Origin of the sequence: Mucilaginibacter sp. PAMB04274 (genome assembly GCF_039634385.2) — a bacterium.
In the GTDB taxonomy this organism is placed as follows: domain Bacteria; phylum Bacteroidota; class Bacteroidia; order Sphingobacteriales; family Sphingobacteriaceae; genus Mucilaginibacter.
Genome location: NZ_CP155081.2, coordinates 4,661,028 through 4,681,355, shown reverse-complemented (window position 1 = coordinate 4,681,355; position 20,328 = coordinate 4,661,028). Strand labels below are relative to the sequence as shown.

Sequence of the window (20,328 nt, the reverse complement as noted above, 5' to 3'; positions counted from 1 at the left end):
TTTCGATAACTTAAAGGTTATTTCTGTGGGTCATTTGAAGTTTAACCGGGCGAGCGCATAGTAGGCGTTTGCGGGCTTTTCATTGTTGGCGTCAATTGTAAAACCAGCTCAAGGCCTGCCGGTGTTTAAAATGTATTTTTTTTGTTAAATGGGCAAAGGCAATTTAGGTATTATATGCTCTTACACTTGTTTTATGTAACATAAACATGATAGCAAACCAAATATACTCGGCGTTGTTGTAATGATAACAAATAGATACAACTATGGATAAGCTAGAGATAAAAGGCGGCTGGAATGAGCTGAAAGGTAAAATTAAACAAGCCTACGGCGATCTTACAGAAGACGATCTGACACACGAAGAAGGCAAAGATGATGAGTTGCTGGGCAAGCTTCAGCAAAAGACCGGCAAAGGCCGGGACGAACTCGTTAAATGGATAAACAGCTTATAAAGCAAAAGCCCGGTGCAAGCCGGGCTTTTTTGTTTTTATGGTTACTGCAGTTGTTGTTTTAATTGCGGTGCCGGCTTAAAGTTCTAACCACCCAGTGTACCAATATTACGCCCGCCAAAATAATCAGTACAAAACCGAGTATGTTTAGCAGCAGCACTAAGCTTTCTGGTAGATTATGTTTGTTTGCTAATACCATAATTTCATTAAATGACCTGCCCCAATTAATCTGAAATAAGGTTTAACTGACTAATTGGATTATCCGTAACTTTTACCAATTTAGTTAAGAGACACTTTAAAATTATAAGCGTTGCATGGAACGCTGCCAATCTTTAAATTAACAAAGCCTTAACTTGCGCAAACAGATTTATTTAAATAGGTGTTGTATCCTTTATTCTTGATACGTACACTGTCATATGCGCTTTAAACGTTATTTTATCTCTTGTTGTCTGCTTTTGCTGGCTATTTTAAGCTGCCCGAGGCCAGGTAAAGCATTTTCTATATTAGCACACGAAGCTATTATAGATGCCGAATGGGACCTGGCTTTAAAACCCATTCTTGTAAAACGATATCCGAATGCAACGCTGGACGAACTGATTAAAGCTCATTCTTATGCCTACGGGGGGAGCCTGGTGGCTGATATTGGGTATATGCCTGGAGGTAATGCCTATTTTACCGACTTGCTTCATTACGTACGCAGCGGCGAATTTATTACCAACCTCTTGGGCGAAGCGCGCGACCTGAACGAGTACGCTTTTGCACTCGGCGCCATGTCGCACTACATAGCCGACCAGTATGGCCATAGTATGGCAACCAATGTTACAGTGCCAGAATTGTATCCCGATTTAAAAAGGAAGTTTGGCAATGTAGTTACATACGAAGAAGACCACACTTCGCACAGTCGCATGGAATTTGCTTACGATGTTGTGCAGGTAGGGCGCAGCAATTACGCCTCTGTAGCTTATCATGATTTTATTGGATTTAATATAACTCCTTACCCGTTGGAGCGGGCATTTTTAAAGACCTACGGACAGCACCTTAATGTAGTCGTACCCAATTTTAAAACCAGCATAGGCAGGATGCGCTGGGGTGTTAAAAATCTTTTTCCGGCGTTAACTAAGGCCGCATGGAATGCTAAAAAAGATGATATTGTAAAAGCGAACGAGAAGGCTACCAAGCGCAGCTTTAGATACAAAATGAGCAAGCGTATGTACACCACCGAGTTTGGCAGCAAAGATAACAAGCCCGATTTTACATCCCGCGCTGTAGCATTTTTAGTTCGCATACTGCCCAAGGTTGGCCCTTTAAAAAACCTGAAGTTTGTTTACCCCGGCCTTGAAGGTGAAAAGCGTTTTGTACAGGTGTTTGATACCATTATCAATAAGTACCATGTAGCGTTAACCGATTGGGATAATAACCGCCTTAAACTAAAAGATATTAACCTTGATGTTGGCGCTGAATTGGCTTGTGGCCAATATATGCTGGCCGATAAGACACATTGTGAACTGGTAACCAACTTGCACAAGGAACAGTTTTCCTGTTTAAGTGAAGATATCCAGGCTCATTTAACAAGCTATTTTAATGGGGTAGGGCTGCATGAATTATACAAAAGTCACCCGGAAGACGAAGGTGCTATGCATATGGCTTTACGCGAAATGAAAAAGCATTCGGCCGTAGCCGACAATTTGAGCGGGCTTGATGCCAGCGTAAAGGTTAGTAGTGTAACTTCACAAAAAACCATTGCAGGCATTAAGTAGCTACCTGCAATGGTTTTTGTTGTTAGTCTTTCTTTTTAGATGTAGACTTTACACAATTAGGTACAGTTTTACCGTTTTTTTCTTTGGTGCCTTCTTTTTTGTATCCGTCCCAGCAGGTGTCTTTTTTTGCTTTAGTTGCCATAGTGTTAGATATTAGTTATGGGTAATTATTCAACTACCGTTCCATCTTATCAAAATACACCTCCAGGTTTTAGTAATATAAACCCAAAATAAAAAAGGGGCTGCTTATTAAAGCAGCCCCTTTTTTATGATGTAGATTAAGCTTATTGGCTGTCGCGCAAAGCTTTAATACGATCATGTGCCTGGCCAATAGCCTGAGCTTGTGTTGACACTAATTGCAGTGCCTCGCCCGATAAGCCGTTCTCTGGCAATAAAGCTTCTTTATAAGCTTTTTTAATGGCATCCTCGCCGCGTTCGCATTCTTGTAAAATAGCTGCACGGTCATGGCCGCTAAATAAAGCTTTTACTTCAATCCAAGCGCGGTGCAGAGTACCGGTTGCACTGTTGCCGGTATCAGTATCGGCGCCGCCCTGGGCTGCAACAGCCGTTAACTCTTGTGCAAACTGGCGGCTTTGATTACTGTACTCTTCAAACAAAGTTTTCAGGTCTAAATCGCCATCGCCTAAGTCTTTCAAAGCACGTTGAAAACCGGCGCTACGGTCATTATTAATTTCTATTAAATCGCTTAATATTTCTGCTGATTTAGCTAAAGTTTCCATAGGATCTGTAATTATGTTAATTGATAGTTACGACAAATAATTTACAGATAAGTTTTGAGGAGGTAAGATATTTAACTCTGTACTTAGAGCTACAAGCTATTTTTAAAACAGGGCGAAGGTGCAGGTGTTGTTAAGGTACAATTAAAAGCCACCGTTATGAAACCAGATAAAAGCCAAACAGAAGAAAGCGCTAAACGTGAAGCAGAATTAGAATCAGAAGTTCCGGCAACTGAGCGCGACGAAGTGAAAAAAGCAGAGAGCCGTACACAAGAACTGCAGAAAGACGCCCAGGATACTGCCGGGACAAAGAAGGATACAAAATAGCACACTAACACAAGTAAATTTATGCAAGAGATGTTATGGAAATGCTTAGTTTAGCATTTCCTGTTATAAACAATTTATTGCTATGAAGATGCTCTACTGCTATAGCTTGGCTTGTGCCTTAAGTTTAACGTCGCTTATTGCCTCTGCGCAAACCGTTACGCTCGATTACCATTTTAACCACGAAACACATAAAGGTAAGAACGGGCAAGCCGAGCGCTTTCATTACCTGTGGGATGAGAAAGCCAGCAGCGGCTATTCTATTTTGGGTGAAACATTCACAAAACAAGGCTTTCAATTAAAATCGTTGGAAGATGCCCCAACTGCGGGTAATTTAAAAGGTACGCAGGTTTACATTATTGTTGATCCTGATAAACCTAAAGAGAATCCTAATCCTAACTATATCAAAAAAGCTGATGTAGATAACATTGCCGCCTGGGTTAAGCAGGGCGGTGTGCTGGTAATGTTAGCTAATGACAGTGCCAACGTGGAGCTGCCGCATTTTAACAAGCTGGCAGGTGTATTCGGTATTCACTTTAATGATGACCTGACTAACCATGTAATAGACGATGCACATTTTGCCGATGGCGGTGTAAGTGTAACAGGTAACCCGGTATTTAAAACCGCCAAGCGTATTTTTATGAAAGATGTATGCTCCATAAGCACTATCGGCAATGCAAAACCTGTGCTTAAAAATAACGCCGGTGCTACATTAATAGCCAGTTCTAAATACGGTAAAGGCACGGTTATCGCTATCAGCGATCCCTGGCTTTATGATGAGTACACCAACGGCCGCTTGCCTGCAGAGTATGAAAATGATAAAGCTGCCTACGATTTGGTAGTTTGGCTAAAGTCACTCGTTCCAAAATCTTAAAATGTTATTAAAAGTAGGGAAATAGGTTGTCATTCGTATTCTTAAACAATACCATGTTGACTCACGTGTGGTAAGCAGTTATGTTAAACGTGTTGTAATGAATAATTAACAGCCTACACTTACATGCATACCCATAACCTTCAATAAGTTTCCCTTTGTAGCCGGTTTGGATAGGTAAAGGGTAGGTTGAGAAACATTATAGTGATTAGTAGTGTCGATGATAAAGTCCGGAATATCATCACCATCTATATCACCCGCAAAGTAAATGTTGGTCATCGTATCATCAAACCTGGAAATTGAAACAAGTTTCTGTTTAACTCGTTCGCCATTAATGATCGCTTCAAGCGTTAATTTGTAAGCTGTAACCGCGTAAGAATCTGCGTTGGGCTTTTCTAGTGTTTTATGACCAGTGGCCGACAAGACGTAAGATACGCTTTTATATCTAAAAGCAATTTGCTCGCCGGGGAGTAGCTGCTTTTTCGGAAGAGGAATGGAATCGATAGGCTGAGCCTGCAAATTTTTTACGCCTGAGATCAGGCAAATAGCAGAGTCTTTTACACTGGGCGTAATGGTCCATCCCGTCTTTTTTTCTTCATTATCCAAAACTGCGTCAAAACTTCTGGCTAAATTGACTTGGGTTGGTGCTAAATAGTAGCCGATATCATTTTTAAAGAGGCCCATCCAAGCATATTCGGCTGATTTCGGGTCCACCTCGTCTTCATGAAAAACCCCGCCCGGAATAATTATTCGTGCATCATAAACAGTATCAGCTGGGTAGTCATGAATCACAGGTGCTTTGTCCAATTCTTTTTGAGTGGTTGATTTGATAGCCACCGTTTCAGTAACGGATGTGTCTTTTCCGGTTTGATTTGTATTTGCGTTTCTTGTGCAGGCGATAAAGCCAAACACAAGGCAGAGTATAAGCGATTTGCGCATACAGGTTGTGATTGTTGCTTTCTAATATAGATAAAATCACAGTATTATTTATAGCCGTATTACCTTAGAACCGAACCTTAATGCCTCCATTTACCACAAAGCCGTCCAGCGGGGCATAGATGTCTCTAAAAGTTGGGTTGGTAATGCTGCCGGTATAAATGGTATCGAACCGGGTTTGGCGGGTATCGGTCAGGTTTTCAAAATTGATGAAGATGGAGAAGCGCTCCCATAGTTTTTCTATCATCAGCCCGGCTGTCCAGTAGCTTTTGCCGGTTGTACCATCGTTCAACTGCTGCTTACTAAAATAGTAGGCCTCGGCACCAATTTTCCATTTGTCTTCAACCTCATACATCAGTACGTTATTTAGCCGATGGCGTGCAACCAGTGGGTAAGGGCTAATTGTGTTTTCTATATGCTGCGTCACATCAGCCAGGGTATAACCCACAAACAGTTTAAAATCGCTGTAAGTAATCTTAATGTTGGTTTCCAGTCCCTTGGTGTTTAAGTCGGCCCGGGGTTGCAGGTATTGCAGGTTGCCGTTGCCCAGAGTGGTAAGCAGGATGGGATTATCGACCCGGGTATAAAATAAAAGCTGATTGATGCTCAAACTTACCTGCCCATCAAATAAACCGGTTTTATAATTTACGTCCAGGTTGGTGCCATAGGAACGTTCGGCCCGGGTATGGTTTACATCAATAGGTAGCACATTTCTAAACTGTATGCGCTCGGCATCCTCTGTAAATACATTGGGTGCTTTATACCCTAATCCCCCGCCCAGGCGCGCGCTCCATTGCGTATTGATCTTCCATAAACCGGAGAGGCGCGGCAGTACAAAGAACCCATACCGGTTATGGTAATCGCCGCGCAGCCCGGTTTCTAAAGTAAATTCCGGTGCGGCATTCCAGGTGTTTTGCACAAATGCGCCCAATGTGTTGTGACTGTAATTGCGCAGCGGGAAAGTGCTTACTGCATCTTCACTGAAATGATCGGTCAGTACATTCAAGCCGGCTACCCAGTCGGCATGTTCGCCATTGCGGCTGTAGTTTGCCTCGCTATAGGTAGAAAGTTGTACACCCGAAAAGCGGTAATCGGGCAGATTAATAGAGCGGTCATAATAGCTAACGCTGTTTTTAAAAGTGAGTTGTTCAGTGTTATTTAATTGATGTGTTAAGCTTAATTGCGTACTGTAACGGCCTGTTTTGTTTTCTTCAAAATAAGAATGCTGGGCATTTCCATTGCCATTTATATAATGTAAATCGCCACCGATACGTTTCTCGGTGGTGGCGTTTATGCCGGCGGTTAGTGTGGTGTGGTCGTTCAGGTAAACAAACAGTTTAGGATTAAGCGTGTAGCGGTTATAACGCGGAATGGCCGTTAAATCAATGTCTGACGGATCATAAGGCGAGCCGTGGTTATATGCCGCATATATGGTTGTGCCCACCTTGCGGAATTTTTGAGCATAAAACAAGCTGGCGTCCAGTCCGGCTGCTGAGGTACCATTCAGCAGCAAATTAAGCTGACGCTCACTGGTTGGCTTTTTCGATACCAGGTTTACCAGTCCGGCAATAGCGCCGCCGCCGTACAGGGTAGATGAAGAACCTTTAATTACCTCCACTTGCTGCAAATCAAGCGGGGCCACCTGTAACAGGCCCAACCCGCCCGAAAAGCCCGAGTACAGCGGGAAGCCGTCGCGAATAATCTGGGTATACTTACCATCCAGGCCCTGAATGCGGATGCTGGAATTACCGCTGGTGGCTGATGTTTGCTGCGTTTGTATACCGGTACTCTCAGCCAGCAGCATGCGGATATCGCCTGGCTTCATGTTGCCTTTCTCATCCAGTTCTTCGCCTGATATAACTTCCACACGGGTAGGTATACTCGCAATAGTACGGCTGCTTCGGGTGGCCGTAACTACGACCTCGTCCAGCTCTTCCTCTTCAGCACTCAATAGTATTTCCAAAAAGCCGTTAGTTGACAGGGGAAAAATAAGCGTGTCCTGCCGTTGGGTATAACCTGTATACCTAAATTTTATGATTTGACGGCCATTGGGTATATTGTTTAAAGCAATGAGTCCTGAGGTATCAGAACTGGTGCTGTTTCCTGTGCCGAGTAGCGTTACTGTAACTCCTGCAAGCGGCTGCTGTGTGCTTGCGTCTTTAACATATATTTTAATTGCATTTTGAGCATAGCAGGTAACGGTGAGCAAAAGGTATAAGGCAAGCGTAGCAATGAACTTCATTACCAGCAAAAATAGAACTTCATTTTATATTAGGTGCCTAATTGGTGTGTATGTTGTACAGGTTCGGTTCTTATGGGTGCTACTTGTATTATTTAAATAGTGATATTGTTGTTTTTACTAAACATTTTATAAGCTTTTTAGTTATTGGATAGTGTTTTTAGCTACCCAAACCTGCTGATACTATTTTATTGATGTGTTTGGTAATTAGTTTATAAAAGCTAATAGCAGTAAACACATGGTATAACTTAATAGATTTAAAAGTTGGATAGCTTAACTAACGGAGAATTTTCTTTTTCGCCCGAGACTCAGCATAGGGACTTTGAGCTGCTTACTCAGGCGCTTGATGCCAGCATTTCGGGTATGATTATTACCGATAATCAACAACCCGACAATCCTATAATTTATTGCAATACCGCTTTTGAGAAGATGACCGGCTATAGCCGAAAGGAAATTATTGGCCGTAACTGCCGCTTACTGCAGGGGGAGGACCGTAGCCAAAAAGAGCGTGATATAATAAAGAACGCCATACAGCAGGGTGAACATTGTGTGGTTGAAATACGAAATTATACTAAAACAGGCGAACTGTTTTGGAACGAGCTGTACGTATCTCCCATAAAAAATGCTACAGGCAACGTTACCCATTTTATAGGCGTGCAGCACGATGTTACCCGCCGTAAAAAAGCCGAACTGGAATTGCTTCATCAGCAGGACGTGATGGAGAAGAAGATTGAGGAACGTACCAAAGTAATTAGGGAAAGCGAGGAGTACCTGGCCAGTATCTATCAAACCGTACGTGAAAGCCTTATTGTTTTAGACCCTGATTTTAAGGTTCTGAGCATAAATTATCATTTTCTGAAAACCTTTAAAGTATCGGTTGGCGAAACTGAGGGGAAAGGTTTATATGAGCTGGGCAACGGGCAATGGAATATCGCTAAATTAAAGGAACTGTTGGAAAGTATTTTGCCAACCAATAACCCTGTGGAGAACTTTGAGGTGGAACATGATTTTCCGCACATTGGCCGCAAGGTAATGTTGCTCAATGCTCATCGCGTAGAATTAGAGGGGCAGTATAAAGACCGCATACTTATCGCCATAGAAGACATAACCGACCGACGCGAAATAGAGCGTCGGAAAGACGACTTTTTATCGATAGCCAGCCACGAGTTAAGAACGCCGCTTACTACTATAAAAGGCTATGTGCAAATGATGATTCGTTTTATGCCCGAAGGGGCAAATGAAAAATTTAAAAACATAGTTGATAAGACAGGCCTTTATGTAGAAAGGCTTAACACATTAATTGCTGAGCTACTGGATGTTTCGCGCATACAAACCGGCAACATAGAACTACACAAAGAGCCGTTTGATTTTGACAAAATGATTTATGAAACGGTTGAAGGCATGCAGACCGCTAATAAAGAGCATCGAATTATTGTGAGAGGCAGATCGACCAACAATTTTACCGGTGATGAATCTCATTTGGTACAGGTGATGAATAATCTCTTGTCAAATGCTATAAAATATGCGCCTGATGCGCGCGAGGTACAGGTTTACTTATCGTTAGTGAGCAATTACCTTAAAGTATCCGTAACCGATTATGGCATGGGTATAAGCAGCGATGATCAGAAACGGATTTTTGAGCGTTTTTATCGTGCAGGCGAAATACAACAGCATTTTCCGGGTATGGGTATAGGGTTATATGTGTGCGATCAGATTATAAAAAACCACGGCGGAATACTTTGGGTAGAGAGTGAGAAAGGGAAGGGCTCTACATTCAGTTTTACACTTCCATTAAATGAAAAGGATAACCATGAATAAAAAAATACTCGTATGTGATGATGATGAGGGTATTCTGGATATGGTGTCCTTTGTGCTCGAGGACAGCGGTTACGATGTAATACCAGAACGTAATAGCCTCAACGTATACAGCCTTATTGAAAAGGAACAACCCGATCTGCTTCTGCTGGATCTATGGATGCCTGTACTTTCGGGTGATCAGGTGCTTCGGGTCTTAAAAAGTAATCCGCAAACCAAAGGGCTGCCGGTTATTGTTATATCGGCCAGTACGGAAGGGAAAAAAATAGCAGAAGAGGCAGGCGCCAGTAGTTTTATTGCTAAACCATTTGATATTGACCAATTGGTGAACCGGGTGCAGCATATGCTGCAATAGCGAACGCCTATGGCCGTATAAGCTTAAATAGCTAGGATAAAGGATAATAATAGGGGGCTGTTGCTATGCAATTGCTATCTTTAGCGCTTAAACCTAAGTACATGACCAAGCTTTATACCTGGTTAAATGCTTGCGCCGTTAGCGTAATCTTCCTTACCGGCATTGAAACAAACAGCTTTGCCCAAAAGAATTCCCCTGTTTCGACAATAGCTGCCGATGGTTGGGCCAACAATTCTGTTAATACGGTTATATTCCGTAAAAATTCGCTGGTAACTTACAAAGAGTGGCAATATGCAGCCTATTATGATAAGAACCAGTATGTGGTGCTGGCTAAACGTAAAGTTGGTACTCAACAATGGCAAGTAGCCAAAACCTCTTTTACTGGTGATGCCGGCGACGCTCATAAATCCATCAGTATTATAGTTGATGGCGCCGGGTATCTGCATGTTGCCTGGGGGCAGCACAATAACCCCCTAAATTATGCCGTAAGCTTAACCCCTGGCTCTTTGCAGTTAGGGCCTAAAGCCAGCATGACCGGCCAAAAAGAAGGTAAAATAAGTTATCCGGAATTTTACAAGCTGGCCAATGGTAATTTGTTGTTCTTGTATCGGGATGGCGGGTCGGGTAATGGCAATTTGCTACTGAATAGTTATGATACAGGCACGCAAAAATGGATGCGCCTGCAAGATAATCTGATTGACGGCGAAGGCAAACGCAACGCGTACTGGCAAATGGCGGTAGATCAGGCAGGTACAATACATCTTTCATGGGTTTGGCGTGAAACGCCTGATGTATCCAGTAACCATGATATGGCTTATGCGTGTTCTAAAGATGGCGGTGTAACCTGGCAAAAATCCAGCGGAGAAAAATATGTACTACCCATCACTGCTGGTACAGCCGAATATGCCTGTCATATTCCGCAAAAAAGTGAGCTCATAAATCAAACCTCCATGGTGGCTGATGCGGCAGGCCACCCTTATATTGCTACCTACTGGCGCGACAGCGCCCAAACAGTGCCACAATACCACCTGGTTTATCATGATGGAAAGAAATGGAATATTAAAATTCTGGGTTTTCGTAAAGCAGCATTTTCTTTAAGCGGTGGTGGTACCAAGCGTATACCCATTTCCCGTCCGCAAATTATTGCATGGAAGAACGGCAGGCAAACCGCAGCGGCTATTATTTTTAGAGATGAAGAACTGGCCAACCTGATATGTATAGCAGTGAACCGAGATTTAAGCAAGGACAATTGGAAAGTTGAAAGCCTGCACAACCGACAGGTTGGCTCCTGGGAACCAACTTATGATACCGAGCTATGGAAGAATAGTGGTGTACTTAACCTATTTATTCAAAACACTACACAGGTTGATGGTGAAGGTAATGCCAACGTAGCGCCACAGCCTGTTGAGGTGCTGGAATGGAGGCCCAAACTTAAAACACAATAATAATCTATGCTATATAAGAAAACATTTTGGTTGAGCTGCCTGATAGGTATTTTGACCATATCATCAACGTACGCACAAAAGGCTACGGGCTTCAAGAAAGATAAGGCGCTGCTGGGATCCTTAAGCCAGCAGTTTAAGGATGGCGGCGCCCAGTACAAGCTGCTGGCTGCGCGGTTAAAGGCAGACCGCTTCCCCAAAACCTACTATGCCAAAACCGACAGTTTGGAAACCAGCGGCTCGGGCTGGTGGTGCAGCGGCTTTTACCCCGGCACGCTCTTTTACCTGTATAGGCAAACCCATGATAAGGCACTGCTGGCCGAGGCCAACCGTATCCTTTTGCCACTGGAAAAAGAACAGTATAACAAATCGACCCATGATCTGGGCTTTATGATGTACTGCAGCTTTGGCAACGCCTTAAAGGTTGACCCCAAGCCCCGCTACAAGCAAATACTGCTGAACAGCGCCAAATCCCTGTGCACCCGTTTTGACCCCAAGGTGGGCTGCATTAAATCATGGGATTCCAAAAAGCCGGAGTTTTTGGTGATCATTGATAACATGATGAATTTGGAACTGCTGTTCTGGGCCACCCGGGTAACCGGTGATTCGAGCTTTTATAAGATAGCAGTAACCCATGCCAATACCACAATGAAAAACCACTTCAGAGCCGATTACAGCTCATACCATGTTATCGACTATAACCCCCAGACAGGCGCCGTACAACAAAAGCGTACCGCCCAGGGCTACGCCAATGAGTCGGCCTGGGCCCGGGGGCAGGCCTGGGGCTTGTATGGGTATACGGTAATGTACCGCCATACCCGCGATAAGAAGTACCTGGTGCAGGCCAATCACATTGCGCAGTTTATCCTGGGCCACCCCAACCTGCCAAAAGACAAGATACCGTACTGGGATTTCAATGCGCCTGACATTCCCAAGGCCTTGAGGGATGCCTCGGCAGGAGCGGTGATGGCATCGGCCCTGCTGGAGCTGTGCACTTATACGGATAAAGCCATGGCACAGCGCTACTTCGGCAGTGCGCAAACGATGCTCAAAAGCCTGTCGGCAGCGCCATACAAGGCAGCCCTGGGCAGTAACGGCGGCTTTATTTTGCAGCACAGCGTTGGGCACATCCCCCAAGGTACCGAAGTGGATGTACCCCTTACCTATGCCGACTACTACTTTATGGAAGCACTGGAACGGTATAAAACGTTGTAGTAATTTGCGGACTACCGAAAAATGATTATTTATCTTCATATCATGAAAATTGTAATATTCTCTGCATTATTGGTGGCTCTGTCACTTGGCAATGCATCTGCACAAACGGATGCTGCTAAAGTTCAGGTTGATTGGTCGGCAGTTGTACCTACAGCTAACGTAGCAGCACAGGTAGGCAAAAAAGTAGCCGTTTGTGACACCGTATATGATTACCGGGTGGTAAGTGAGGCGCTTACGTTGCTTAACCTGGGTGGTCGCTACCCAAATCAACGTTTAACTGTGACCGTTAAAGGTGCCGGCGTAAAAATTAATGCAGCTGCCATGAAAGGTAAGCCAGCATGTTTTTACGGCGAAGTAACTATGTTCAAAAATCGCCCGGAACTGGTGGTAACTGAACCGGACCAAATAAAAAATATAAAGCAGTATCAGTAACAAAGCTTGTATACAGGCAACTGAGTTAAAAAGTGGATTAGTAAATTGTCCGCTTTTTTTATCGGCAGAGCTTTAAGTTGCTTTAATAGTAATTAATAGTACTTCTTTACTTCTTAATTTTTGCCAGGCATTTTATAATAATTGCGTTGGTTAAACGTTTTGAATTGATAGCAGGAAATACCGATTATACCTTTTACTTTCTGTTTTAGCTAAATGCCTCATCAAATTTATATCTCCTTATTTGATTTGGAGCAATTCATTGCATCATTCCATGCGTATAGTTTTGATAACTATTCGTTACTGAAAATCTTTAATGTGGATTTATTGGCGTTTTTAGAACTGGAGCATCCTGAAATAAGCAAGCAGACAAAGTTAGACCTCAGCTTGGAATTGGAAAACGAAATAGAAACATTGGAGGCTATACGCTATGCTCAGGATAAAAACGAGGACTTTTCGACGCATGTGGCAAATACACTGTCTGTTATTAAAAGGCTAATGCTTTATTTCCCAGGCAAAGATGCGATCATACTAACCACCGATTATAATGATGGGTTTGGCAATAAGCTTAAAATGATGCTTAAGCGTTGGTTTAACCCAAAAAGTGACCTGGGGTTACAATAGCAGGATGTAACCGAAATAAAAAAAGCTTTACGAATTGAAGAAAACGTGTAAGTAGGGGAAATACATGCGCTAGATCGGTGGAACTACCTAAAGTTCCACACCATGTCTTTTTTCGCTTAACAAAGTAAAAAAAGGGAATACTGTGGTTCTGACTTTAGTGGCACAAGCTAATATCTATCAGGCTAAGACCGTTAACCGCTTAACTGCAAATGCATTGTATAATTATACAGGTTTAGTGCGCTATTTTATTTTGTAAACCGTTTGGGGCGTATATCTGTTAATGCTTTAACTCACTGCTGCTTCTAAACGAACAGCCGATTATATGATTACTTGATAGCCGTATGTTAAAAGTTATAGCTTATCTCATTTATGTTGTTGTTTTTACTTACTGTTATTACGGCCTAAACAAGAGAATGTCCAACACATGGATATTGATGCTATATCCGTTAATCTTTGTAGCCGCTATTTATCCAATGAAGTTATGGGTAGATTATGCCAGACCGGCATATGGAGACGCCTTTGCAAGCACCTGGGCTAAGATAATACTGATGATGCTGTCCAGTTTCATTGTGTTTAATTGGATGTACGTTGCTGTCAACTTCATCGGGAATACTCAAGTAAGGTTTCACCAGAAATACAACGAACCTAACATTAGGGGCTTCCTTAAGTCAACGTTGGACAAGGGACCTAATATTAGGACCTTCGCACATTTTTTCTTCTATATAGGAGGCGTAATACTCATGTACATTGCGGTTAAAAACTATTAACCTGAAATTGCAACAGTATAATAGAAGTGATTTAGTTGAGTAAGGTGCAAATGGTTTTAAACACAGCCAGTCAGCCAAAAATGGGATTGCCAGTATGGTTCTGAGCGGTCTGCCAGTCAACAGCGTTTGTAGCGCAGTTTGTACGATAATGTAAGTTTTTACGACTGCGCAAAGAAACGCTGGTCATTTAATGGAAAACGTAACATGAGTGTCCTGAAGAGTATCTCCATAGTGTCTATAGGTAATACTTTGCCATTAAGTAAATCGTCCAGGTTGTCTTTACCACCAACCAGCATTGACAGATAGTCTTGTGGCAGATCAAACATACTCGTGCGCTGCATAATCACTTCTTGTAAACTCATTGTCGGAAAACGTAATTGTTCCTTTTCATAACGTTCTATGGATGGAAGCAAGGACATCAACTCCGGGTATGACCATTCTTTAGGCTGACTGTTAAAGAGACTATTTGCCCTTGCCAGCGCTGTTAGGTATTCAGCTTCTGTACTAAGAGTAAATGTGGCGTCAGGATTTAATTCAGACCGGTCATCCTGTTTTAAATCTTGCCGGTAATTGTATGCTGGCATTGGCCAACTAACGCTTACGGTATCTTCCGTTGCCTCAAACTCATCAAGATGGTCGTAGTCCTCCAAGGGTGGTGGTGGGGTAAGTGTAACTGTAACTACTTTGACGTGTGAGGTAGAGCCTGAGTGATTCTCCTGATGTGCTTTGATTTCCTGCATGACTTCCTCTTGCGTTTTGATATCATTGATGCAGACAGCCTTTGCCGAGAAGTTTATATGATAATTGACAACGATTTCTCCTGTGCCTGGCTGGGCCGATCCATTACCAAACCCTGCAGCTGTATGTCCATCATGATTGGCAAACATCCGGTCCATCCAGTAATCAGATTCCTTTAGCCAGGTTAGTAAGGTTACTCGTGATTCAGGATGCGTATGAATGAAGTCGGCAATCTTGCCAGTTGCAATAAGGTTCATATTGCAAAATAGACAATGTATGCTAAAGTTAAATCATTTTTTATGCAGATAAATCGGATTGCATAATAATGGTTCTGAGCGTATTGGCACAGGTTTAAATAACATAAGAAGGCTACTAAGCTGGTTGCAGTCTGTTCTCTAACTTTTCTCTTAGCTCCTCCAATTGAAAAGGCTTGTGCAGATAGTCGTTCATGCCACAACTGATTACCCGCCTTTGTATCTGATCAGAAACCGAAGCTGTAAGGGCAATGATATGCACATTAGCTTTCGTGCTATTAGCCATCTGCCTTATTTTTTCTGTAGCCTGCATTCCATCCATTACAGGCATGTGCATATCCATCAATATCACATCGTAGTCGTTATTTTCCAGTAGCTCCAACACTTCGGCTCCATTCTCGGCAATATCAGCCGATATATCCCAGCGTTTAAACAACTGCTTCATAAAGTAGATGTTCATCATATTATCCTCAGCAAGCAAGATTCGTAGATTACTTAGGCTCTTCTCTGTAGATGTTTCTGCTATCGATCCTGCATCTATGGGCTCTTGCTCTACCTGCTGCAACGGCAAATCAAAGTAAAAACTCGTTCCGCTACCCAGCTTACTTTCCAACTTAATTTGGCTGCCAAACATCTCTACCAGTTGTTTAACAATGGCCAGTCCTAAACCTGTACCGCCAAACTTCCTCGTGGTACTGGCAGTAGCTTGCTGAAAAGGCTCAAACACCAGTTTCTGTTGTTCCTCTGATATGCCTATCCCGGTATCACGTACCTTGAACCGTATTGCAAATTCAGAGTCGTTGTTATCAAGTATCTCTGCACTTAGGCTTACCTCGCCTTGTTCAGTAAACTTAACCGCGTTGCCTACAAGATTGTAAAGTACCTGACTGAGACGGGCAGGATCTCCTTCAAAGCTTTTACCTTTTAACCTGTTATCAATCGAAAACTTGAATTTTAGTCCCTTCTCATGCGCTTTGAATTCCATTCCACGGGATATACCGCTTAAAAGTAGCTCCAATGAGAAAGGAGTAGACTCTAGTTCCAGTTTGCCCGAATCCAGCTTGTTAATGTCAAGTATGTCGTTAATCAGCGTTAACAAACCCTCGGCCGAGAACTTTAATACGTCCAGTTGTTCCTTTTGCTTAGCGTTAGCCTCATCGCTAATAAGTAGTCCGGCTATGCCAATCACCGAATTTAGCGGTGTACGCAACTCATGCGACATGGTTGACAGAAAGTTAGTTTTAGCCTGGGCTGCCTCTGCCAGTTGTAAGCTGAGTGTTTTGCTCGCTCTGAGGTTGCCATACAACACACCATGAAAGTAGACGTGTGATAACAGGATAACCAGCCAGTTTACGGCGATAGAAATGTCGTTCAAACCCTCGGGCAATGGATGCAAACCTGTAAAGCGGAAAGGTATATAATGAACTGATATCGTTGATGCGACTGCTATTAGCGTATATACAGTTCCCCACTTTTTACCCAGTCCGTAAAAGCCCGAAATGATAACCATAATAATGGCTTGAAGGGTAACCACATCTAACCCTACCGACTGATTGAAGGCTCGGTAATAAACATGGGCAATGGTGGCAATTACAGCATAGTGAATGCCCCAATGAATAATTTTGGGGAACCTGCGCAGTACAAGGATGATAACAATAGAGGAAACCATCAGGCGGATTGCCCTGCCGCTTCCATCACCGCCAAATCGGTAGATGGCGTCATAAAGGTATAAACCTCCCTTGATGATGTTAGCCGCAAGCATTAACGTAAACAACTTTACTTGTGCGTTTAAAAGTGTTTCACTACCCGACCAGTTATTGATATATTGGGCTGCCCGCCTGATCTGCATTTCTTACTAAGTATGAGGTATCTATCTAAAACTAAACAAGCAGCAAAGTTAGGCAAAATCCATGTTTTATGAATAACCTGATATTTACAGCCAGTTCGCTTCACCTTATGCGGCGCATAGAGCTAAGAGTAATAAGGCACTAATCTCTGAGTGGCTTCTCCACTCTCATATGGCAAAATCTACATACTGAAGTGGACGGATGTTCACTGCTTGTAGGTTATGTGGTTGTGTACTATATTGCAGTATGTCTTTCCCTTTTTCTATAAGCTATAATAAGCACTTGAAGGCGGTTCTCACCCCTGGTAATCAGCAGCAGGTGATGCAGTATATTCAAAAAATAATACTGGAAGAGTGGTCATTGAGAATTGACGGAAGGTTGGGTAGTATACAATTATTTCCGGAAGGAGAAAGCGATATTGAAGTATATGAGAATGATAAACTGATGGAATATTGGTTTAAGTGCATGCTCTAAGCTTGATACTAATTTAAGATACTAGGTAGTTATGTACATTGCTATTAAGCCTAACAAGTCAAAACCGCGCCAAGCCTTTGTGAAGCATTATGAGTGACCGTACCTTGTCAGTGCTACCTCCACTCAGACTCTGCTCAATTCGCGTAGGACGGTTCGCAATTAAGAATATCAGAGCAATACACTACCTTAGTTACTAATTATGAGAATCCCAACCATAAGAGGTATTATAGATAGACGCATGTTGGTTAACTTTACAGTTGACTTGGATGTGGCTAAATTCATAGTACCCGCTCCGTTCACTCCCAAAGCATTCAATAGTAAAGCGATTGCAGGCATATGCCTGATTAGATTAAAGCAAGTAAGACCGAAAGGACTGCCTGCCTTCATTGGTATTGGGTCTGAGAATGGAGCACACCGTATTGCAGTAGAATGGATGGAGGACGGCAAACTTCGGGAAGGTGTTTACATACCCAGGCGAGATACCTCGTCAGCCTTCAATGCTTTAGTAGGTGGCAGGGTGTTTCCAGGCAGGCACTACCATGCTAAATTTAACGTAAAGGAGGAAGCCGACAATTATCATGTTGCTTTTAAAAGTTCAGACGCTACCATGATTAGTGTAGATGCGAAGCTGGCGCATTCCCTCCCGCCACACTCTATCTTTAAAGACTTGCAGGAGGCTTCTGCCTTCTTTAAGGCGGGTGCAACAGGTTATTCACCTAACGGCAGTAAGTATGATGGGTTACACCTGAATACTTATAGATGGAACATGAAGCCGTTAGAGGTAAGCAACGTAAGGTCAAGCTTCTTTGAGGATGAAAAGGTATTTCCTAAAGGGTCTGTGCAGTTTGACAATGCTTTGCTGATGACTGACATTGAGCATGAATGGTCCTCCATAGCCGATATGCGTTATGTTTAACATATCCGTTAAGTATAGCAATTGTTTCAAGGTAGTACATAAAACTGGATATCCTCTTTAGGGAGCCTCCACAGTTTTCTGTCTCCACCTTGCCATAGTGTTGCCGTCAGCAGTTCGTTTTTAAAAGGGGAACACCAAGGGGTACACTAAACCTCGAAATCAGGCTCATTCCAAACTCTATTCCAACAAAAAAGCCCATATCGAACATTCGTAAATGCTTCGATATGAGCTTAATTTGTGTGGAGAATATCGGAGTCGAACCGATGACCTCTTGCATGCCATGCAAGCGCTCTAGCCAGCTGAGCTAATCCCCCGTTTGTGTGGGTGGGCAAAAGTAATAAAAAGTTACATTATGCCAAATTTGTATGATACAGTTTTTGATTTTTTTATCTGCTGCTAAATTAACTTACAAAAAGTTGGTAAAAAAAAGCAAGGCCTCCTGATGGGCAGGAGGCCTTTACTAACCAATTATAAACCTAAATTATGAGAAGACTTTTTTGTGTGTATCTTTTGAATACGGTGTAAAAGTAACACTTACTTTTCTAACTGCAAAATTTATTTTCAAAAAAATTACAAATAATTTATTTCTAGTCTCATTATTTTGTTAACCTGTTATGTTTTCCTTCTAAATGTTAATAAATGTTAAATTAATTGATTTGTGTTGATTTGAAATAGGCAAATAGTATTGCCTATATTACTTGTTTAAACAAATTTTATTCTCTTAATGCTCAAACAATCCAGATATCACGTTTTTTAGCTATTAACGGTATATTTTGCCGTTAATTTGTAACATGTCTGCTGTTTCATCAACTCATCATCAAAAGCTTACACCAATCGTCCTCTGGGTAATGACTTTGGCTACCGGTTTAGTAGTAGCCAACATCTATTATAACCAACCTTTACTAGGTGATATCGCGACTTCGTTCCATATTAGCAATGGCGAGGCCGGTCAGTTGGCTATGTTTACCCAAATAGGTTATGCTACCGGGTTATTGTTTATTATTCCGCTGGCAGATATGTTTAGGCGTAAGCGCTTAATGCTGGTTGACTTTGCCTTTGTAGTAGCATCGCTTTTGTTAGCGGCAAGTGCACAGCAAGTATGGGTACTGGCGTTAAGCAGTTTCTTTATTGGCTTAACTTCGGTGATACCGCAAATATTGGTCGCTATGGGCGCGCATCTGGCTAACCCGCAGGAGCGTGGTAAAAAGATTGGCTTTATTATGAGCGGTTTGTTAATTGGCATCCTGCTTTCGCGTACGGTAAGTGGCTTTGTGGGCGAACACTTTGGCTGGCGGGCTATGTTTTATATCGCCGCCGGTCTGATGCTGGTTATGTGGCTTCTTATAGCGCTGGTAGTGCCCGAGGTAGAGCCCGACTATAAAGGCAGCTATAGCAGCTTAATGCAATCGTTGGTTTCCATCACCCGGCAGGAGCCTAAGCTCAGGCTTGCCGCGTTTAGGGGAGCCTTGTGTTTTGCCTGCTTTAGCGCTTTTTGGACAACCTTAGTATTCTTACTGCGTGAGCCACCCTTTAACCAGGGCAGCGCTGTGGCTGGTGCATTTGGCTTAATTGGCGCTTTTGGTGCATTGGCTGCTTCTTTTATAGGCAGGCTGAGTGATAAGGCTGATACCAACCGGCTCATTACTTATACTTTAATACTGGTGCTAGCTTCGTTCGTCCTTTTTGCTGTATTTAGCCATAGCCTGGCAGGGCTGGTTATTGGTGTAATACTAATGGATATGGGTGTACAGGCTACACACATCTCTAATCAGGCCATTATTTTTTCGCTTAATGCCAACGCACGTAACCGTATCAATACAGTTTACATGGTGTCTTACTTCGTCGGCGGGTCGGCCGGTACTTTTCTGGCCGCTAAAATATGGGGAAGCTACCATTGGACCGGCGTGTGCGCTATTGGTATAACACTGTCTGCAATTGCCCTAATTGTGCACCTGCTAAGTTTGTTAAAAAAGGACAGGTAGTTTCCATTCTATACAGTATCTGACTATTCTATACAACACTGTACTAATATTCGCTATTGAATAAGGTGCCTTCTATTGCATTAATAAAGCTGGTTGGCGCAACTTTAGGCATTGATGATCAGCTTATTGAAAATATTTTAGCGAGTTTGTCCCACTTTGG

Annotated in this window: 18 protein-coding genes and 1 tRNA gene; 13 read left to right on the top strand and 6 right to left on the bottom strand. The window is 42.7% G+C overall.

Annotation, left to right across the window (positions count from 1 at the left end):
• Positions 1–263 precede the first annotated feature (263 nt).
• Positions 264–449, top strand: coding sequence for a CsbD family protein (locus ABDD95_RS19915; RefSeq protein WP_345949109.1), 186 nt, complete (start codon positions 264–266; stop codon positions 447–449).
• A gap of 413 nt (positions 450–862) precedes the next feature.
• A complete protein-coding gene (locus ABDD95_RS19910; RefSeq protein ID WP_345949108.1) occupies positions 863–2,203 on the top strand; it encodes a zinc dependent phospholipase C family protein in 1,341 nt (446 codons plus the stop codon).
• Positions 2,204–2,487: 284 nt separating this feature from the next.
• Here ABDD95_RS19910 and ABDD95_RS19905 read toward each other — a convergent pair whose 3' ends face one another.
• On the bottom strand, positions 2,488–2,943 hold the full coding sequence (locus ABDD95_RS19905; RefSeq protein WP_345949107.1) for a PA2169 family four-helix-bundle protein: 456 nt from the start codon (positions 2,941–2,943) through the stop codon (positions 2,488–2,490).
• Between the two features lie 156 nt (positions 2,944–3,099).
• Between ABDD95_RS19905 and ABDD95_RS19900 the strand changes: the two genes are divergently transcribed.
• Positions 3,100–3,267 (top strand): hypothetical protein, encoded by a 168-nt coding sequence (locus ABDD95_RS19900; protein ID WP_345949106.1) that lies wholly within the window; start codon positions 3,100–3,102, stop codon positions 3,265–3,267.
• 82 nt (positions 3,268–3,349) lie between these two features.
• Entirely contained in the window at positions 3,350–4,138 is a 789-nt protein-coding gene (locus ABDD95_RS19895; protein ID WP_345949105.1) for a DUF4350 domain-containing protein, read from the top strand.
• A gap of 105 nt (positions 4,139–4,243) precedes the next feature.
• Here the strand turns inward: ABDD95_RS19895 and ABDD95_RS19890 are convergent, their stop codons facing one another.
• A complete protein-coding gene (locus ABDD95_RS19890) occupies positions 4,244–5,074 on the bottom strand; it encodes a hypothetical protein (RefSeq protein WP_345949104.1) in 831 nt (276 codons plus the stop codon).
• Between the two features lie 64 nt (positions 5,075–5,138).
• The gene (locus tag ABDD95_RS19885) at positions 5,139–7,313 is read right to left on the bottom strand and encodes a TonB-dependent receptor (protein ID WP_345949103.1); all 2,175 of its coding nucleotides are present in this window, start codon (positions 7,311–7,313) and stop codon (positions 5,139–5,141) included.
• A 261-nt stretch (positions 7,314–7,574) separates the two neighbouring features.
• Here ABDD95_RS19885 and ABDD95_RS19880 point away from each other — a divergent pair, with 261 nt between their 5' ends.
• The 6 genes from ABDD95_RS19880 to ABDD95_RS19855 all read left to right on the top strand — a co-directional run bounded on the left by ABDD95_RS19880 (position 7,575) and on the right by ABDD95_RS19855 (position 13,190).
• Complete coding sequence (locus ABDD95_RS19880) at positions 7,575–9,128, top strand: PAS domain S-box protein (RefSeq protein ID WP_345949102.1); 1,554 nt, start codon at positions 7,575–7,577, stop codon at positions 9,126–9,128.
• Positions 9,121–9,480 (top strand): response regulator transcription factor, encoded by a 360-nt coding sequence (locus tag ABDD95_RS19875; RefSeq protein ID WP_345949101.1) that lies wholly within the window; start codon positions 9,121–9,123, stop codon positions 9,478–9,480. The genes ABDD95_RS19880 and ABDD95_RS19875 overlap by 8 nt, the downstream gene beginning before the upstream one ends.
• Before the next feature lie 101 nt (positions 9,481–9,581).
• Positions 9,582–10,925 carry a BNR repeat-containing protein gene (locus ABDD95_RS19870; RefSeq protein ID WP_345949100.1) on the top strand — a complete coding sequence of 448 codons (1,344 nt, stop codon included), beginning with the start codon at positions 9,582–9,584 and terminating at the stop codon, positions 10,923–10,925.
• A gap of 6 nt (positions 10,926–10,931) precedes the next feature.
• A complete protein-coding gene (locus ABDD95_RS19865; RefSeq protein ID WP_345949099.1) occupies positions 10,932–12,137 on the top strand; it encodes a glucuronyl hydrolase in 1,206 nt (401 codons plus the stop codon).
• A 42-nt stretch (positions 12,138–12,179) separates the two neighbouring features.
• Positions 12,180–12,569, top strand: a complete 390-nt coding sequence (locus ABDD95_RS19860; RefSeq protein WP_345949098.1) for a hypothetical protein — start codon at positions 12,180–12,182, stop codon at positions 12,567–12,569.
• A 213-nt stretch (positions 12,570–12,782) separates the two neighbouring features.
• Positions 12,783–13,190, top strand: coding sequence for a hypothetical protein (locus ABDD95_RS19855; RefSeq protein WP_345949097.1), 408 nt, complete (start codon positions 12,783–12,785; stop codon positions 13,188–13,190).
• Between the two features lie 925 nt (positions 13,191–14,115).
• On the opposite strand, the gene ABDD95_RS19850 is transcribed toward ABDD95_RS19855, so the two are convergent.
• Both ABDD95_RS19850 and ABDD95_RS19845 read right to left on the bottom strand, forming a co-directional pair.
• Entirely contained in the window at positions 14,116–14,952 is an 837-nt protein-coding gene (locus ABDD95_RS19850; protein ID WP_345949096.1) for a hypothetical protein, read from the bottom strand.
• Positions 14,953–15,067: 115 nt separating this feature from the next.
• The gene (locus ABDD95_RS19845) at positions 15,068–16,798 is read right to left on the bottom strand and encodes an ATP-binding protein (RefSeq protein ID WP_345949095.1); all 1,731 of its coding nucleotides are present in this window, start codon (positions 16,796–16,798) and stop codon (positions 15,068–15,070) included.
• Between the two features lie 244 nt (positions 16,799–17,042).
• Between ABDD95_RS19845 and ABDD95_RS19840 the strand changes: the two genes are divergently transcribed.
• Both ABDD95_RS19840 and ABDD95_RS19835 read left to right on the top strand, forming a co-directional pair.
• The gene (locus tag ABDD95_RS19840; RefSeq protein WP_345949094.1) at positions 17,043–17,270 is read left to right on the top strand and encodes a hypothetical protein; all 228 of its coding nucleotides are present in this window, start codon (positions 17,043–17,045) and stop codon (positions 17,268–17,270) included.
• 199 nt (positions 17,271–17,469) lie between these two features.
• Positions 17,470–18,186: a DUF2071 domain-containing protein gene (locus tag ABDD95_RS19835; RefSeq protein ID WP_345949093.1), complete on the top strand. Its 717-nt coding sequence runs from the start codon at positions 17,470–17,472 to the stop codon at positions 18,184–18,186.
• Positions 18,187–18,426: 240 nt separating this feature from the next.
• Here ABDD95_RS19835 and ABDD95_RS19830 read toward each other — a convergent pair.
• Positions 18,427–18,500, bottom strand: a tRNA-Ala gene (locus ABDD95_RS19830).
• A 477-nt stretch (positions 18,501–18,977) separates the two neighbouring features.
• On the opposite strand from ABDD95_RS19830, the gene ABDD95_RS19825 reads away from it, so the two are divergent.
• Entirely contained in the window at positions 18,978–20,168 is a 1,191-nt protein-coding gene (locus ABDD95_RS19825) for an MFS transporter (RefSeq protein WP_345949092.1), read from the top strand.
• Positions 20,169–20,328 lie beyond the last annotated feature (160 nt).

Coding starts and splice junctions, on each gene's coding strand:
- ABDD95_RS19840 (WP_345949094.1), top strand. CDS start 17,043: ATGTCTTTCCCTTTTTCTATAAGCTATAATAAGCACTTGAAGGCGGTT.
- ABDD95_RS19915 (WP_345949109.1), top strand. CDS start 264: ATGGATAAGCTAGAGATAAAAGGCGGCTGGAATGAGCTGAAAGGTAAA.
- ABDD95_RS19845 (WP_345949095.1), bottom strand. CDS start 16,798: ATGCAGATCAGGCGGGCAGCCCAATATATCAATAACTGGTCGGGTAGT.
- ABDD95_RS19835 (WP_345949093.1), top strand. CDS start 17,470: ATGAGAATCCCAACCATAAGAGGTATTATAGATAGACGCATGTTGGTT.
- ABDD95_RS19905 (WP_345949107.1), bottom strand. CDS start 2,943: ATGGAAACTTTAGCTAAATCAGCAGAAATATTAAGCGATTTAATAGAA.
- ABDD95_RS19850 (WP_345949096.1), bottom strand. CDS start 14,952: ATGAACCTTATTGCAACTGGCAAGATTGCCGACTTCATTCATACGCAT.
- ABDD95_RS19870 (WP_345949100.1), top strand. CDS start 9,582: ATGACCAAGCTTTATACCTGGTTAAATGCTTGCGCCGTTAGCGTAATC.
- ABDD95_RS19875 (WP_345949101.1), top strand. CDS start 9,121: ATGAATAAAAAAATACTCGTATGTGATGATGATGAGGGTATTCTGGAT.
- ABDD95_RS19910 (WP_345949108.1), top strand. CDS start 863: ATGCGCTTTAAACGTTATTTTATCTCTTGTTGTCTGCTTTTGCTGGCT.
- ABDD95_RS19885 (WP_345949103.1), bottom strand. CDS start 7,313: ATGAAGTTCATTGCTACGCTTGCCTTATACCTTTTGCTCACCGTTACC.
- ABDD95_RS19860 (WP_345949098.1), top strand. CDS start 12,180: ATGAAAATTGTAATATTCTCTGCATTATTGGTGGCTCTGTCACTTGGC.
- ABDD95_RS19855 (WP_345949097.1), top strand. CDS start 12,783: ATGCCTCATCAAATTTATATCTCCTTATTTGATTTGGAGCAATTCATT.
- ABDD95_RS19900 (WP_345949106.1), top strand. CDS start 3,100: ATGAAACCAGATAAAAGCCAAACAGAAGAAAGCGCTAAACGTGAAGCA.
- ABDD95_RS19890 (WP_345949104.1), bottom strand. CDS start 5,074: ATGCGCAAATCGCTTATACTCTGCCTTGTGTTTGGCTTTATCGCCTGC.
- ABDD95_RS19865 (WP_345949099.1), top strand. CDS start 10,932: ATGCTATATAAGAAAACATTTTGGTTGAGCTGCCTGATAGGTATTTTG.
- ABDD95_RS19895 (WP_345949105.1), top strand. CDS start 3,350: ATGAAGATGCTCTACTGCTATAGCTTGGCTTGTGCCTTAAGTTTAACG.
- ABDD95_RS19825 (WP_345949092.1), top strand. CDS start 18,978: ATGTCTGCTGTTTCATCAACTCATCATCAAAAGCTTACACCAATCGTC.